This is a genomic window from Citrobacter sp. VF227 (assembly GCF_052950715.1).
Genome location: NZ_JBRFVF010000001.1, coordinates 471,524 through 486,517, shown reverse-complemented (window position 1 = coordinate 486,517; position 14,994 = coordinate 471,524). Strand labels below are relative to the sequence as shown.

Annotated in this window: 11 protein-coding genes; 10 read left to right on the top strand and 1 reads right to left on the bottom strand. The window is 51.6% G+C overall.

Features of this window, described 5'->3' with window-relative positions; translation table 11 throughout:
• Window positions 1-106: 106 nt before the first annotated feature.
• From hrpA to ACU8YC_RS02390, 9 genes are all read left to right on the top strand, one after another.
• Window positions 107-4,009: an ATP-dependent RNA helicase HrpA gene (gene hrpA / locus ACU8YC_RS02430; RefSeq protein ID WP_446894981.1), complete on the top strand. Its 3,903-nt coding sequence runs from the start codon at window positions 107-109 to the stop codon at window positions 4,007-4,009.
• A gap of 79 nt (window positions 4,010-4,088) precedes the next feature.
• On the top strand, window positions 4,089-4,886 hold the full coding sequence (locus ACU8YC_RS02425; protein WP_187252375.1) for a YdcF family protein: 798 nt from the start codon (window positions 4,089-4,091) through the stop codon (window positions 4,884-4,886).
• 200 nt (window positions 4,887-5,086) lie between these two features.
• On the top strand, window positions 5,087-6,526 hold the full coding sequence (gene aldA / locus ACU8YC_RS02420) for an aldehyde dehydrogenase (RefSeq protein ID WP_151225488.1): 1,440 nt from the start codon (window positions 5,087-5,089) through the stop codon (window positions 6,524-6,526).
• A gap of 147 nt (window positions 6,527-6,673) precedes the next feature.
• Window positions 6,674-7,204 (top strand): cytochrome b561, encoded by a 531-nt coding sequence (gene cybB, locus ACU8YC_RS02415; RefSeq protein WP_151219299.1) that lies wholly within the window; start codon window positions 6,674-6,676, stop codon window positions 7,202-7,204.
• Window positions 7,205-7,375: 171 nt separating this feature from the next.
• Window positions 7,376-7,795, top strand: a complete 420-nt coding sequence (locus ACU8YC_RS02410; RefSeq protein ID WP_005126708.1) for a translesion error-prone DNA polymerase V autoproteolytic subunit — start codon at window positions 7,376-7,378, stop codon at window positions 7,793-7,795.
• 2 nt (window positions 7,796-7,797) lie between these two features.
• Window positions 7,798-9,066, top strand: coding sequence for a Y-family DNA polymerase (locus tag ACU8YC_RS02405; protein ID WP_151219298.1), 1,269 nt, complete (start codon window positions 7,798-7,800; stop codon window positions 9,064-9,066).
• A 445-nt stretch (window positions 9,067-9,511) separates the two neighbouring features.
• Entirely contained in the window at window positions 9,512-9,787 is a 276-nt protein-coding gene (locus ACU8YC_RS02400; protein WP_003833178.1) for a metal/formaldehyde-sensitive transcriptional repressor, read from the top strand.
• Window positions 9,788-9,819: 32 nt separating this feature from the next.
• Window positions 9,820-10,938 carry an S-(hydroxymethyl)glutathione dehydrogenase/class III alcohol dehydrogenase gene (locus ACU8YC_RS02395; RefSeq protein WP_151219296.1) on the top strand — a complete coding sequence of 373 codons (1,119 nt, stop codon included), beginning with the start codon at window positions 9,820-9,822 and terminating at the stop codon, window positions 10,936-10,938.
• A gap of 169 nt (window positions 10,939-11,107) precedes the next feature.
• Window positions 11,108-12,796 (top strand): methyl-accepting chemotaxis protein, encoded by a 1,689-nt coding sequence (locus ACU8YC_RS02390; protein ID WP_151219295.1) that lies wholly within the window; start codon window positions 11,108-11,110, stop codon window positions 12,794-12,796.
• A 40-nt stretch (window positions 12,797-12,836) separates the two neighbouring features.
• Here the strand turns inward: ACU8YC_RS02390 and pcaQ are convergent, their stop codons facing one another.
• Window positions 12,837-13,760, bottom strand: a complete 924-nt coding sequence (gene pcaQ / locus ACU8YC_RS02385; protein WP_151219294.1) for a pca operon transcription factor PcaQ — start codon at window positions 13,758-13,760, stop codon at window positions 12,837-12,839.
• A gap of 231 nt (window positions 13,761-13,991) precedes the next feature.
• On the opposite strand from pcaQ, the gene ACU8YC_RS02380 reads away from it, so the two are divergent.
• The gene (locus ACU8YC_RS02380) at window positions 13,992-14,894 is read left to right on the top strand and encodes a DHHA2 domain-containing protein (protein ID WP_187252377.1); all 903 of its coding nucleotides are present in this window, start codon (window positions 13,992-13,994) and stop codon (window positions 14,892-14,894) included.
• Window positions 14,895-14,994: the final 100 nt, after the last annotated feature.

Below are 14,994 nucleotides of genomic sequence, written 5' to 3'. Positions count from 1 at the left end.
CTCTATGTTCGAAATTATTGAACAACACATGAAAAGCGCCGATGTGGTACTCTATACCTATCATCTACAAGAGATTTAACCCGGCAGAACACTGCCTTTTAACGCTATGACAGAACAACAAAAATTAACCTTCAACATGCTGCAGCAACAGCTGGACTCACTGATGCTGCGCGACAGACAGCGTTTTGCTCGCCGCCTCCACGGCGTGAAGAAGGTTAAAAATCCTGATGCACAACAGGCCATTTACCAGGAGATGGCAAAAGAGATCGCGCAGGCAGCAGGTAAAGTCGTGCTGCGCGAAGCGGCTCGTCCGAAGATTACCTATCCGGAAAACCTGCCTGTTAGTCAGAAAAAGCAGGATATTCTGGAAGCCATTCGCGACCATCAGGTGGTGATTGTTGCCGGGGAAACCGGCTCTGGTAAAACCACTCAGTTGCCGAAAATCTGTATGGAGCTGGGGCGCGGGGTGAAAGGGCTGATTGGCCACACCCAACCGCGTCGTCTGGCGGCGCGCACCGTGGCGAACCGCATTGCGGAAGAGTTGCAAACTGAGCCGGGCGGCTGTATCGGGTATAAAGTCCGTTTCAGCGATCATGTCAGTGACAACACCATGGTTAAGCTGATGACCGACGGTATCCTGCTGGCGGAAATCCAGCAGGATCGGCTGCTGATGCAGTACGACACCATCATCATCGATGAAGCACATGAACGCAGTCTGAATATCGATTTTCTGCTCGGCTATTTGAAAGAACTCCTTCCGCGCCGTCCGGATCTAAAAATTATTATCACTTCGGCGACCATCGACCCGGAGCGTTTTTCAACGCATTTCAATAACGCGCCGATTATCGAAGTCTCCGGTCGAACGTACCCGGTAGAAGTGCGTTATCGCCCGATTGTTGAAGATGCAGATGACACGGAACGTGACCAACTGCAGGCAATTTTTGATGCTGTAGATGAGTTAGGCCGTGAAAGCCAGGGCGATATTCTGATCTTCATGAGCGGCGAGCGCGAAATTCGCGATACTGCCGATGCGCTGAATAAGCTGGATTTGCGCCATACCGAAGTGCTACCGCTATATGCGCGTCTTTCCAACAGTGAGCAGAACCGCGTATTCCAGTCGCACAGCGGCCGCCGTATCGTGCTGGCGACCAACGTGGCGGAAACCTCGCTAACCGTGCCGGGGATCAAATATGTGATCGACCCGGGCACTGCGCGTATCAGCCGTTACAGCTACCGTACTAAAGTTCAGCGTTTGCCGATTGAGCCGGTATCGCAGGCTTCTGCCAACCAGCGTAAAGGCCGCTGCGGTCGTGTTTCGGAAGGGATCTGTATTCGTCTGTATTCCGAAGACGATTTCCTGTCACGCCCGGAGTTTACCGACCCGGAGATCCTGCGTACCAACCTGGCATCCGTTATTTTGCAGATGACTGCGCTGGGGCTGGGTGATATCGCGGCATTCCCGTTCGTTGAAGCACCGGATAAACGCAATATTCAGGACGGGGTACGCCTGCTCGAAGAGTTGGGGGCGATAACCACCGATGAACAGGCAACCGCGTATAAGTTAACGCCGTTGGGGCGTCAGCTGTCGCAACTGCCGGTCGACCCGCGTCTGGCGCGCATGGTGCTGGAAGCGCAAAAGCATGGCTGCGTACGTGAGGCGATGATCATTACCTCGGCGCTGTCGATTCAGGATCCGCGCGAGCGTCCAATGGATAAGCAGCAGGCTTCCGACGAGAAGCACCGCCGTTTCCACGACAAAGAGTCTGATTTCCTTGCGTTTGTAAACCTGTGGAACTATCTCGGCGAGCAGCAAAAAGCGCTGTCGTCAAACCAGTTCCGTCGCCAGTGCAAACTTGATTTTCTGAACTACCTGCGCGTGCGAGAGTGGCAGGATATCTACACGCAACTGCGCCAGGTAGTGAAAGAGTTGGGTATTCCGGTTAACAGCGAACCTGCTGAGTATCGGGAAGTTCACGTTGCGCTGTTGACCGGATTACTCTCACATATCGGGATGAAAGATGCCGATAAACAAGAATTTACCGGGGCGCGTAACGCACGCTTCTCGATCTTCCCTGGTTCTGGTTTGTTTAAAAAACCACCGAAATGGACGATGGTTGCCGAGCTGGTGGAAACCAGCCGCCTGTGGGGACGTATTGCCGCACGTATCGATCCCGAGTGGGTGGAGCCGGTTGCCCAGCATCTGATCAAACGTTCATACAGTGAACCTCACTGGGAACGCGCGCAGGGCGCAGTGATGGCGACAGAAAAAGTCACCGTTTACGGCTTACCGATTGTGGCCGCCCGTAAGGTGAACTACAGCCAGATTGATCCAGTGCTGTCGCGTGAACTGTTCATCCGCCATGCGTTGGTGGAAGGCGACTGGCAAACGCGCCATGCGTTTTTCCGTGACAATCTGAAGCTACGGGCTGAGGTGGAAGAGTTAGAACACAAATCACGCCGTCGCGACATTCTGGTCGATGATGAGACGCTGTTTGAGTTTTACGACCAACGCATCAGCCATGATGTGGTCTCCGCTCGTCACTTTGACAGCTGGTGGAAAAAGGTCAGCCGTGAAACGCCCGATCTGCTCAACTTTGAAAAAAGTATGCTCATCAAAGAGGGCGCGGAAAAGATCAGTAAGCTGGATTACCCGAACTTCTGGCATCAGGGCAATCTCAAACTGCGCCTGAGTTATCAGTTCGAACCCGGAGCCGATGCGGACGGCGTGACCGTACATATTCCGTTGCCGCTGCTTAACCAGATCGAAGAGAGCGGTTTTGAATGGCAAATTCCGGGGCTGCGCCGCGAGCTGGTGATCGCCCTGATTAAATCGCTGCCGAAACCCGTTCGACGCAACTTCGTGCCTGCACCGAACTATGCGGAAGCGTTTTTAGGCCGAGTGACGCCGCTGGAATTGCCGTTACTGGACTCGTTGGAGCGTGAATTGCGCCGAATGACGGGCGTTACCGTTGACCGTGAAGACTGGCATTGGGATCAGGTGCCCGATCACCTAAAAATCACCTTCCGGGTAGTGGATGATAAGAACAAGAAGCTGCAGGAAGGGCGTTCGCTGCAGGATTTGAAAGATGCGCTAAAGGGTAAAGTTCAGGAAACATTGTCTGCGGTGGCAGATGACGGTATCGAGCAGAGCGGATTGCACATCTGGAGCTTCGGCCACCTTCCGGAAAGTTACGAGCAAAAACGCGGTAACTATAAGGTAAAAGCGTGGCCAGCGCTGGTAGATGAGCGTGACAGCGTTGCTATCAAACTGTTTGATAATCCGCTGGAGCAACAGCAGGCGATGTGGTGCGGTTTACGCCGCCTGTTGTTGTTGAATATTCCATCTCCAATCAAATATTTGCATGAGAAGCTGCCTAATAAAGCTAAGCTGGGGCTGTATTTTAACCCGTACGGTAAAGTGCTGGATTTGATTGACGACTGTATCTCCTGCGGTGTGGATCAACTGATTGACGCTAACGGCGGTCCGGTGTGGACCGAAGAGGGGTTTGCGGCACTGCATGAAAAAGTTCGGGCTGAACTGAACGATACGGTGGTGGATATTGCGAAGCAGGTCGAACAGATCCTGACTGCAGTGTTTAATATCAATAAACGTCTGAAAGGGCGCGTGGATATGACCATGGCGCTGGGACTTGCGGATATCAAATCACAGATGGGTGGGCTGGTGTACCGTGGGTTTGTTACCGGCAACGGTTTCAAACGTCTGGGCGATACATTGCGTTATTTGCAGGCTATTGAAAAACGTCTGGAAAAGCTGGCTATCGATCCGCATCGCGATCGCGCACAGATGCTGAAAGTAGATAGCGTGCAGCAGGCCTGGCAGCAGTGGTTCAATAAACTACCTCCCGCGCGGCGTGAAGATGATGATGTCAAAGAGATCCGCTGGATGATAGAAGAGCTGCGCGTCAGCTATTTTGCCCAGCAGCTTGGTACGCCGTATCCGATCTCCGATAAACGTATTCTGCAAGCGATGGAGCAGATTACGGGGTGACACGGTGCTGGACCTTAGGCCGGATAAGGCATAGTCGCCATCCGGCATCTGTACCCGGTAAAGAATAAACACCAGGAGTATGAGTATGAGTCAGTTTCCGATACTTTCCGCAGCCACCCTTGCGGCTATAAATACCGTAGGGCAATGGTTGGCGCAGAATGATTTTATGGAAAATGTCACCGTTCAGTCAGACTGCGTGATTCTGGCGGGCAACGCGGTTATTCCGACCATCGACGCTGCTTGTCGGATCGCGAAAGAACAACAGGTTCCTTTATTGATTAGCGGTGGCATCGGTCATTCTACGCGCTTTCTGTATGACGCGATTGCTCAGCATCCTCGCTATAACATCATTCGCACTACCGGACGCGCTGAAGCCGCGATCCTTGCCGATATCGCTCACCAGTTCTGGCTGATTCCGGGTGAGAAGATTTGGGTGGAAGACCAGTCAACAAATTGCGGTGAGAATGCCCGGTTTAGCTGTGCATTGTTGAATCAGGCGGCAGAAAACATTCATACCGTTATTGTGGTGCAGGATCCTACTATGCAACGTCGCACGATGGCGACGTTTGAGCGCGTAACCCGTGATGATCTGCATGCGCCGCGCTGGCTGAGTTTCCCTGGTTTCAGCCCCGAACTGGTCCAACAGCAAAACGGCGTGGATTTTGTACCCGCCGCAGAAGGCCTTTGGTCGGTGGATCGCTACCTGTCTCTCATTACCGGTGAGCTTCCACGCCTGCGTGACGATGCCGATGGTTATGGGCCTTGCGGCCGCGATTTTATCGCCCATGTTGATATTCCTCAGAATATTGAGCAAGCCTGGCAGCAGTTGCGAAATGACACTGCGTTGACTGACTTACTGGAGAGCCGCTCTCTGTAACGCCTGCTGCCCGTTTGTCGGCGTTTTGCGGCAAACGGGCAGAAATCCCGACTGTTTTTTTCCCTTTATCATCACTTTACCAAACGCTTTTATGAAGCCGCTCACAGAACAGCGATGACAGCCATAATCTGACATGCATGATTGATATTAATTAACAATAGTTTCACTTGTTAAAAACAAATCAATCACAGGAGAACCGCATGTCAGTACCCGTACAACATCCTATGTATATCGATGGGCAGTTTGTGACCTGGCACGATGACGCCTGGATTGATGTCGTCAATCCGGCCACGGAAGAGGTAATCTCACGTATTCCCGATGGACGTGCCGAAGATGCGCGTAAAGCGATCGATGCCGCGCAGCGTGCTCAGCCGCAATGGGAAGCCCTGCCTGCCATTGAACGGGCGAACTGGTTACGCAAAATTTCTGCGGGCATCCGCCAGCGAGCCGATGAAATCAGTGCGTTGATTGTGGCGGAAGGTGGAAAGATCCAGCAACTGGCTGAGGTTGAAGTCTCATTTACCGCCGACTATATCGATTACATGGCGGAATGGGCGCGTCGCTATGAAGGCGAGATCCTGCAAAGCGATCGTCCGGGCGAGAATATTCTGTTGTTTAAGCGCGCTCTGGGCGTGACCACGGGCATTCTGCCGTGGAACTTTCCGTTTTTCCTGATTGCCCGCAAGCTGGCTCCCGCATTGCTGACGGGGAATACCATTGTTATTAAACCGAGTGAATTCACACCGAATAACGCCATCGCCTTTGCCAAAATTGTTGATGATATCGGCTTGCCGCGCGGCGTATTTAATCTGGTGCTCGGACGCGGTGAAACGGTCGGTCAGGAGTTGGCTGGAAATCCGAAGGTAGCGATGGTGAGTATGACCGGCAGCGTCGGCGCGGGCGAGAAAATTATGGCCGCGGCGGCTAAAAACATCACTAAAGTTTGTCTGGAGCTGGGTGGCAAAGCGCCTGCAATAGTAATGGATGATGCTGACCTTGAACTGGCCGTGAAGGCGATTGTTGATTCGCGAGTGATCAATACCGGACAGGTATGCAACTGTGCAGAGCGTGTGTACGTGCAGAAAGGCATCTATGACCAGTTCGTCAATCGTCTGGGTGAGGCGATGAAAGCTGTGCAGTTTGGCAATCCGGCCGAGCGCAATGACATTGCAATGGGACCGCTGATTAACGCTGCTGCGTTGGCGCGTGTTGAGCAGAAAGTTGCACGCGCGGTGCAGGAAGGAGCCAGACTGGTGTTGGGCGGTAAAGCCGTTGCCGGCAAAGGTTATTACTATCCGCCGACGTTACTGTTAGACGTGCGCCAGGAGATGGCGATTATGCACGAGGAGACGTTTGGCCCGGTGCTGCCGGTGGTGGCGTTTAATACGCTGGAAGAAGCGCTGACAATGGCCAATGACAGTGACTATGGTCTGACTTCATCGATTTACACGCAAAACCTGAACACGGCGATGAAGGCGATTAAAGGGCTGAAGTTTGGCGAAACCTACATTAATCGTGAAAACTTCGAGGCGATGCAGGGGTTCCATGCGGGCTGGCGCAAGTCCGGGATTGGTGGGGCAGACGGTAAACATGGTCTGAGTGAATATCTGCAAACGCAGGTGGTCTATCTGCAGTCCTGAGTTTTACTCTACACCTGGCGGTGCATCCGCGCCAATAGCTGTTTTGAGGTTAAACGCAACTGACTGAAAATAGGTGAACAAAACTTAATGAATTTTTAACAAAAGCCCGTTATGTTGACGCATTATTGTTTTTATTCAGGAAATGTTATGGGGAATAAGTATTCTGGCCTGCAAATTGGTATTCACTGGCTGGTCTTTTTGTTGGTCATTGTGGCCTACAGCGCCATGGAGTTTCGCGGATTTTTCCCGCGCAGCTATCGCCCCGTGTTCAATATGGTGCACGTCTCCTGCGGTATCACCATTTTAACGCTGATGGTGGCGCGCTTGCTGGTCAGGCTCAAATATCCAGCACCGCCGATTGTGCCAAAACCGAAGCCGATGATGACCGGGATGGCGCATCTCGGGCATCTGGTTATCTATCTGTTGTTTATTGTGCTGCCGATTATTGGCCTGGTAATGATGTACAACCGGGGTAACCCGTGGATTGCATTTGGCATCGTTATGCCACATGCAGCAGAGGCCAACTTTGATGTAGTGGATATGCTGAAGTCCTGGCACGTGACGCTGGCCAACCTGGGCTATTTTGTCATTGCTCTGCATGCCGCAGCGGCCCTGATGCACCACTATTTCTGGAAGGACAATACGTTGTTGCGCATGATGCCGCGAAAACGCTCCTGAGGTAATGCCCCACAAATGTGGGGCATTTTTTTAGCCAATTATTTTTCCAGACATCATAAAAGCTTATCGACAAGATGGTTAAACAACGCTCAATTCGCCACTCTTGTCACTTGATCGCTGTCCTTATTAAAACTACTGTATATAAACACAGTTAATGAGAGGCAGATTATTATGTTGTTTTTCCAGCCTGCGGAACGCCGCGAAATTAAACACTTTCCGCTATTTAGCGATCTTGTACCCTGTGGTTTTCCATCTCCGGCACAGGACTACGTTGAGAAGCGTATCGACCTTAATGACCTGCTGGTACGGCATCCCAGCGCAACCTATTTTGTTAAATCATCTGGCGACTCCATGAGGGGAGCAGGGATCGGCGAGGGCGATTTGCTGATTGTCGACAGCGCCAGAAAGCCTGCCCATGGAGATATCGTTATTGCCGCTATTGAGGGTGAATTCACCGTTAAACGTCTGCAATTACACCCAGTTATCATGCTGAAGCCAGAGAACAGCGCCTACGCGCCGATCATGATTAGCAGCGAGGACACGCTGGATATATTTGGCGTGGTGACATTTATCGTTAAAGCCGCGGGCTGATTATGTTTGCTCTGGTGGATGTTAATTCATTTTATGCCAGCTGTGAGTCGGCATTCCGGCCCGATCTGAAAGGCAAACCCGTTGTCGTTCTTTCAAATAATGATGGCTGTGTCATTGCCAGTAGTGCGGAAGCAAAAGCGCTTGGCGTTAATATGGGCGCACCGTATTTCAAACAGAAAGATCTGTTCAGGCGTTATGGCGTGTTCTGTTTTAGTTCGAACTACGAATTGTATGCGGATATGAGCAGCAGGGTGATGTCGATTCTGGAGGAGTTGTCGCCGCGTGTGGAGATGTACAGTATTGATGAAGCCTTTTGCGATTTAACGGGGGTGCGAAACTGCCGGGATCTTACGAATTTTGGTCGGGAAATCAGAGCTACCATTTTACAGAAAACACGTCTCACGGTTGGGGTTGGCATCGCCCAGACCAAAACGCTGGCCAAACTGGCGAATCATGCAGCCAAAAAGTGGCAGGAGCAAACCGGCGGAGTCGTGGATCTCTCAAATATTGAACGTCAGCGTAAACTAATGGCCGCACTTCCGGTTGATGAAGTCTGGGGTGTCGGGCGCCGTATCAGCAAGAGACTGGATGCCATGGGCATTAAAACGGTTCTCGATCTGGCGAATACCGACATTCGCTTCATTCGTAAACATTTCAATGTCGTACTTGAGCGAACCGTTCGGGAATTGCGCGGTGAACCTTGTCTGGCGCTGGAAGAGTTTGCGCCGGATAAGCAGGAAATTATCTGCTCAAGATCGTTTGGTGAAAAACTCACGGATTACAACGCGATGAGAGAGGCAATTTGCACCTATGCTTCACGCGCTGCGGAAAAGCTGCGCAGAGAGCACCAGTATTGCCGGTTTATCTCTACGTTTATCAAAACCAGTCCGTTTGTTCTGAATGAACCTTATTACGGAAACAGCGCGTCGATAAAACTGCTGACGCCAACTCAGGATAGTCGGGATATTATTGCAGCGGCAACGCGCAGCCTGGATGCCATCTGGCGAGCGGGGCTGCGTTACCAAAAAGCGGGCGTTATGTTGGGGGATTTTTTTAGCTCTGGCGTTGCGCAGCTGAATCTTTTTGACGACAACTGCCCACGGCGTAACAGCGATAAACTGATGGATGTACTGGATACGCTTAATGCTAAAAAAGGGAAAGGAACGCTCTACTTTGCCGGACAAGGGATACAGCAACCGTGGGCGATGAAGCGAGACATGCTTTCACCGCGTTATACCACGAGATACAGCGATTTGTTGCGGGTTAGGTAGTAGCGTTGCACATTTCTCTATATTACTCATATAGTATTTTCCGTATAAAAAATGAGTAAATAATAATGCAGATCATTGCTACTACATAAAATGGCCACAATAAAGATGTTCTGAGCGTATCGATTAAATCAAATTCGAGGTCATGTATTTTGTCCCCGCGGATTAACAGCGTGAACATGACGACAAATTCCACGGCGTATATTATAAAATAATGATAAAAATTCATAATTATTCTAGTTATTGGATAATGAATCCATTTTACGTGTTATATCCATATAATTATAGTTAGTATTACAGAACAATTATCTTCGTGCCGACCATTCAAAATGCTCATCAATCCTGCAAAACGGGATTATCTTCATTGGTGAATAGTAAATAAACCTAATTTGTTACAAATAGATTAAAAACAGTGATACTATAGGGGGGTATAGGATTTGGAGGGCGTATGCCGCATTCACCTGAAGATAAAAAACGCATTCTCACCCGTGTACGCCGTATTCGCGGTCAGGTTGATGCACTTGAGCGCGCGCTGGAATCTGGCGAACCGTGTCTGGCGATCCTGCAACAAATTGCCGCCGTACGCGGTGCATCCAATGGCCTGATGGGCGAAATGGTTGAGATTCACCTGAAAGATGAACTGGTCAGTGGGGAGACAACGCCAGACCAACGAGCTGTGCGCATGGCTGAGATCGGCCATCTTCTGCGTGCTTATCTAAAATAACACCATCACCTTGCAATAATGGGAAGAGACAAATGAAATCACGTGCAGCAGTTGCATTTGGCCCCGGCCAACCGTTAAAAATTGTCGAAATCGACGTTGCACCGCCAAAGAAAGGTGAAGTGCTGGTTAAAATTACCCACACCGGCGTGTGCCATACTGACGCTTTTACGCTCTCAGGTGACGATCCGGAAGGTGTGTTCCCGGCGGTACTGGGTCATGAAGGCGGCGGCATTGTGGTTGAAGTGGGGGAAGGCGTCACCAGCCTGAAACCGGGCGATCATGTGATCCCGCTGTACACCGCAGAATGTGGCGAGTGCAAGTTCTGTAAATCGGGTAAAACTAACTTGTGTCAGGCCGTGCGGGCGACACAGGGCAAAGGTCTGATGCCGGATGGCACAACGCGCTTCTCGTATAATGGCGAGCCGATTTATCACTATATGGGCACCAGTACCTTCAGCGAATACACCGTTTGCGCAGAGATCTCGCTGGCGAAGGTTAACCCGCAGGCTCCGCTGGATAAAGTGTGTCTGCTGGGGTGTGGCGTGACCACCGGTATCGGAGCGGTCCATAACACCGCGAAAGTGAAGGAAGGCGATACCGTAGCCGTATTTGGTCTGGGCGGTATTGGCCTGGCAGTGATTCAGGGCGCGGTGCAGGCAAAAGCCGGGCGTATTCTGGCCGTTGATACCAATCCGGAGAAATTCAAACTGGCGGGTGAAATGGGGGCGACCGATTTCATCAACCCGAACGATTACGATAAACCGATTCAGGACGTGATTGTCGAACTTACCGACGGTGGCGTGGACTTTAGCTTTGAGTGCATCGGCAACGTTAACGTGATGCGTGCAGCACTGGAGTGCTGTCATAAAGGGTGGGGCGAAAGCATCATTATTGGCGTGGCGGGTGCTGGTCAGGAGATCAAAACACGTCCATTCCAGTTAGTGACCGGGCGCGTGTGGCGCGGTTCCGCGTTTGGCGGCGTGAAGGGGCGCACTCAGCTTCCTGGCATGGTCGAAGAAGCGATGAGTGGGAAAATTCAGTTGGATCCCTTTATTACCCATCGTTTACCGCTGGAGCAGATTAACGAAGCGTTCGATTTAATGCATCAGGGTAAATCCATCCGTACCGTTATCCATTTTGGTGATAACTGATTCATGGGCCAGCGGATTTGACCGCTGGCACTTTCCTGAATTTTTTAGAATTATGTTGTGAAAGTGTGACGAATCCGGCGCTTTTCACGGTAAGTAAACCTCCCGGATTGCCGATGACTATCTAACGGGCGTGTTTTCACGCATAAACCCTACAAGAGAGTCGACGGTCATGGACAACACTACATCGATGCAAGCCCAGTATAAACTGGGCTTTCTGCATCAAATCCGGCTGGTTCCGCTGTTTTCCTCCATTCTCGGTGGCATCCTTCTGTTGTTCGCCTTAAGTTCGGGGCTGGCAAGTTATTTTCTTATGCAGGCCGATCGCGATCAGCGCGATGTAACCGATGAGATTCAGGTTCGGATGGGGTTATCTAACAGCTCTAACCACTTACGCACCGCGCGTATCAACATGATCCATGCTGGTGCGGCGAGCCGTATTGCTGAAATGGATGACATGAAGGCCAATATTGCCGAGGCAGAAAAACGTATTAAGCAATCGCAGGACGGTTTCAATACCTATATGGCGCGTGCAGTGAAAACCACTGCCGGTGAAGCGTTAGACGCTGAACTGAGTGCCAGTTTCAAAGCCTATATCGACGGCTTACAACCTATGCTGAAGTACGCTAAAAACGGCATGTTCGAAGCGATCATCAACCATGAAAATGAACAGGCCAGACCGCTGGACTCTGCTTACAATAAGGTGTTGTTAAAAGCGATCGACATTCGTACCGCCAGGGCGAATCAGTTAAGCGAACAGGCACACCAACGTACACAGCTTGGCATGGCCTTTATGCTGGGCGCATTCGTTCTTGCACTAGCGCTGACCGTGATGACGTTCATCGTTCTGCGCCGTACCGTCATTCATCCTCTGTTGCGCGCGGCACAGCGCATTGAGCAAATTTCAGTAGGGGATCTGACGATGCAGGAGGAACCGACCGGGCGCAGCGAAATTGGCCGCCTGAGCCGCCATCTGCAAACTATGCAACGGTCGCTGGCGAAGACAGTGGGCACGGTTCGTCAGGGCGCGGAAGAAATTTATCGCGGTACCAGTGAGATTTCGGCAGGGAACACCGATTTGTCTTCCCGTACCGAGCAACAGGCCGCGGCGATTGAGCAAACAGCAGCCAGCATGGAAGAGTTGACGGCTACGGTGAAGCAAAATGCCGACAACGCGCATCATGCGAGCAAGTTGGCGGAAGATGCTTCCGGCAAGGCCAGCCGGGGCGGGCAGATGGTTTCTGGCGTGGTTAAAACCATGGGAAATATCTCAACGAGTTCGAAGAAAATTTCTGAAATTACCGCCGTTATTAACAGCATTGCCTTCCAGACTAATATCCTGGCGCTGAACGCAGCGGTAGAAGCGGCGCGGGCAGGAGAGCAGGGGCGAGGGTTTGCCGTCGTAGCCAGTGAGGTGCGTACGTTGGCAAGCCGCAGCGCCCAGGCGGCAAAAGAGATTGAAGGGTTGATTAGCGAGTCAGTCCGGCTGATTGACCAGGGGTCCGGAGAAGTGGTCGCAGCAGGCAATACGATGACGGATATTGTCGATGCGGTAAAACGCGTGACCGACATTATGCTGGAAATTGCAGCGGCCTCCGATGAACAAAGCCGGGGCATCGTCCAGGTGAGTCAGGCTATTTCAGAGATGGACAAGGTCACGCAGCAAAACGCCTCGCTGGTTGAAGAAGCATCCGCCGCTGCAGCATCTCTTGAAGAACAGGCAGCACGCTTAACGGAAGCCGTCGGCACATTCCGTTTAACCGGGACAAGCGCAATTAAACGCGCTCAGGTGGCGCCTACGCCGGGTCATTCACGTCCGCAGGCGGCAACGGCCAACGGCGATAACTGGGAAACGTTTTAAGCATCAATAAAGGGACCAGATGGTCCCTTTATTTTTGGCATCAAAACGGCACGGTTTTGCGTATTGCGGCGATAAGGATCTGCGCGGCCTGAGAGAGTTGCACATCGACACGAGTAAGAATACCGATGGGTTCAGCCGCACCGTGAGTGGGAATTGGTAATGACACCAGTGTCGCCTGGCGCAGATCTTCTCTAACCGCGCCTGATGGGACAAACCACACATAGTCGTAATCAACCGTCAGTTGGCGGGAGAGCGATGCTGACAGCGTTTCAATACAACCCGACGGCATTTTACAGCCCTGACTTTGCAACAATGTCTCTGCGTGCTGGCGAGGTGCGGTTCCTTTCGGCGAAACCACCACTGGCCACTCCATTACCCGGCTCAGCGTGATGGTTTCTTGCAACAATGGATGGTTAGGACGCACGACCAGTTTGAGTGATTCCAGAAATAATAATTCGTAGTTCAGACCGACCATCAATTCCGGATCGGCCATACGACCAATGCCGAGATCAATTTCTCCGGACTTTAAACCTGCCAGGATCATCGGATTACTCATGGTGGCAACCTGCAGCGTGGTTTCCATTTGCTGTTTATGGAATGGGCCAATTACCGCCGGCAGAATGCCCAGCGCCGCGGTGGGTAAGGCGCCAATTCGTACGACATCAGTCTGCGACTCTTCGCGCTGGTTTAATGCTTGTCCGGCGGTGTTAAGCGCATCCAGCACTCTTACCGCGTGGGTAAGAAACTGTTCTCCGGGCAGCGTTAACTGCGCGCCAAGACGGCCACGCTCAAAGAGCCGGGTACCGGTCAGTTGCTCCAGTTCATTCAGCGTTTTGGAGAGGGCCGGTTGGCTCAGGTTAAGGGTCTCAGCCGCGCGCCCCAACGTTCCCTGTTGTGCAACGGCGACAAAAGTATGAAGGTGGCGCAAGCGAATGCGCTGATTGAACAGAACATTTTTTTCCATAAGCGATGTTAAAAACAGAGCCGTATCGATGACAAGTGAAGTTGTTTGTTTTTGATAACTTGATAGCAAAATATTATTAACATTTATCGTATTTTACTTACAACTAATTTATTTTGCTTATGTTTTGTACAGCATGTACAGGGGGATAGGATCATGGAAGGGAATGTATCCGGTCGATATACTTTCGTTATTGTTGGCTTTTGAACCCTTCTCTTCACAAGGCACTGATTGATGATACACGTAATAGGGCACCTTAATCCCGATAGCGATGCCATTTGTACTGCCGCAATGACGGCGCGTTGGCTTACTTTACGCGGTCAGCAGGCGACGGCATGGCGTCTGGGCGAACCGAATCGCGAAACGCAATTTATCTTTGAGCATGCAGGGCTGGAAATGCCTGGGCGGCTGACGTTTCCGCTGACCGATCTTGATGTCTGGCTGGTCGATTTCACTGAGCCTGCTCAGGGGCCGGAATCGCTGGCAGAAAGTAACGTCGTGGGCATTATCGATCATCACCGACTCGGGGGATTAATGACCCGTCTGCCGCCTGAAGTGTGGGTGAAACCCGTCGGTAGTAGCGCGACGCTGTTATGGCAACTGATGACGGAAGCTGAGCGCAGCCAGTTGTCTGCCGCCGAGGCCGTTTTATTGCTGGGTGCCGCGTTGAGTGACACTGTCACGCTTCGTTCCCCGACCACGACCCCAGATGACCGCCTGGCAGTTGAGGCATTAACCCTAAAAACTGGAGTGGACCTTGACGTTTTCAGTCGCGGTCTGCTATCTGCCAAAACCAGCGTGGAAGGCATGACCGCCCACGAACTTCTGCAGAAAGACATCAAATCCTTCACCATCCATGGGCATTCGGTTTGTGTGGCACAGCTTGAGCTGTATTCGCTGCAACAGGTGGATGCGGTGCTGGACGATTTACGTCATGAAATGGTGCGTTATGCAGAGGAAAAGAATGCCGCACTGGTTGTTCTGATGCTCACCGACATTAATCTGGGCGACACCAGCCTGTGGTTTGCTGGTTGTGAACTCTCAGACATCCCGCAGCCCTGTAAAGTTGAAGGTATGCTCAGCCGTAAAAAACAGATGCTGCCGTGGCTGGAAACGCATTTAAAACCACGTCAGTAGGTTCTGTTCATCGTCAGTAAGGGTGGGAAATTTACGCGAGGTCACACTTTGTAAATTCTTCCCACCGGAGTCTGCGGTGTTCTCTACACTCCAGGTAATA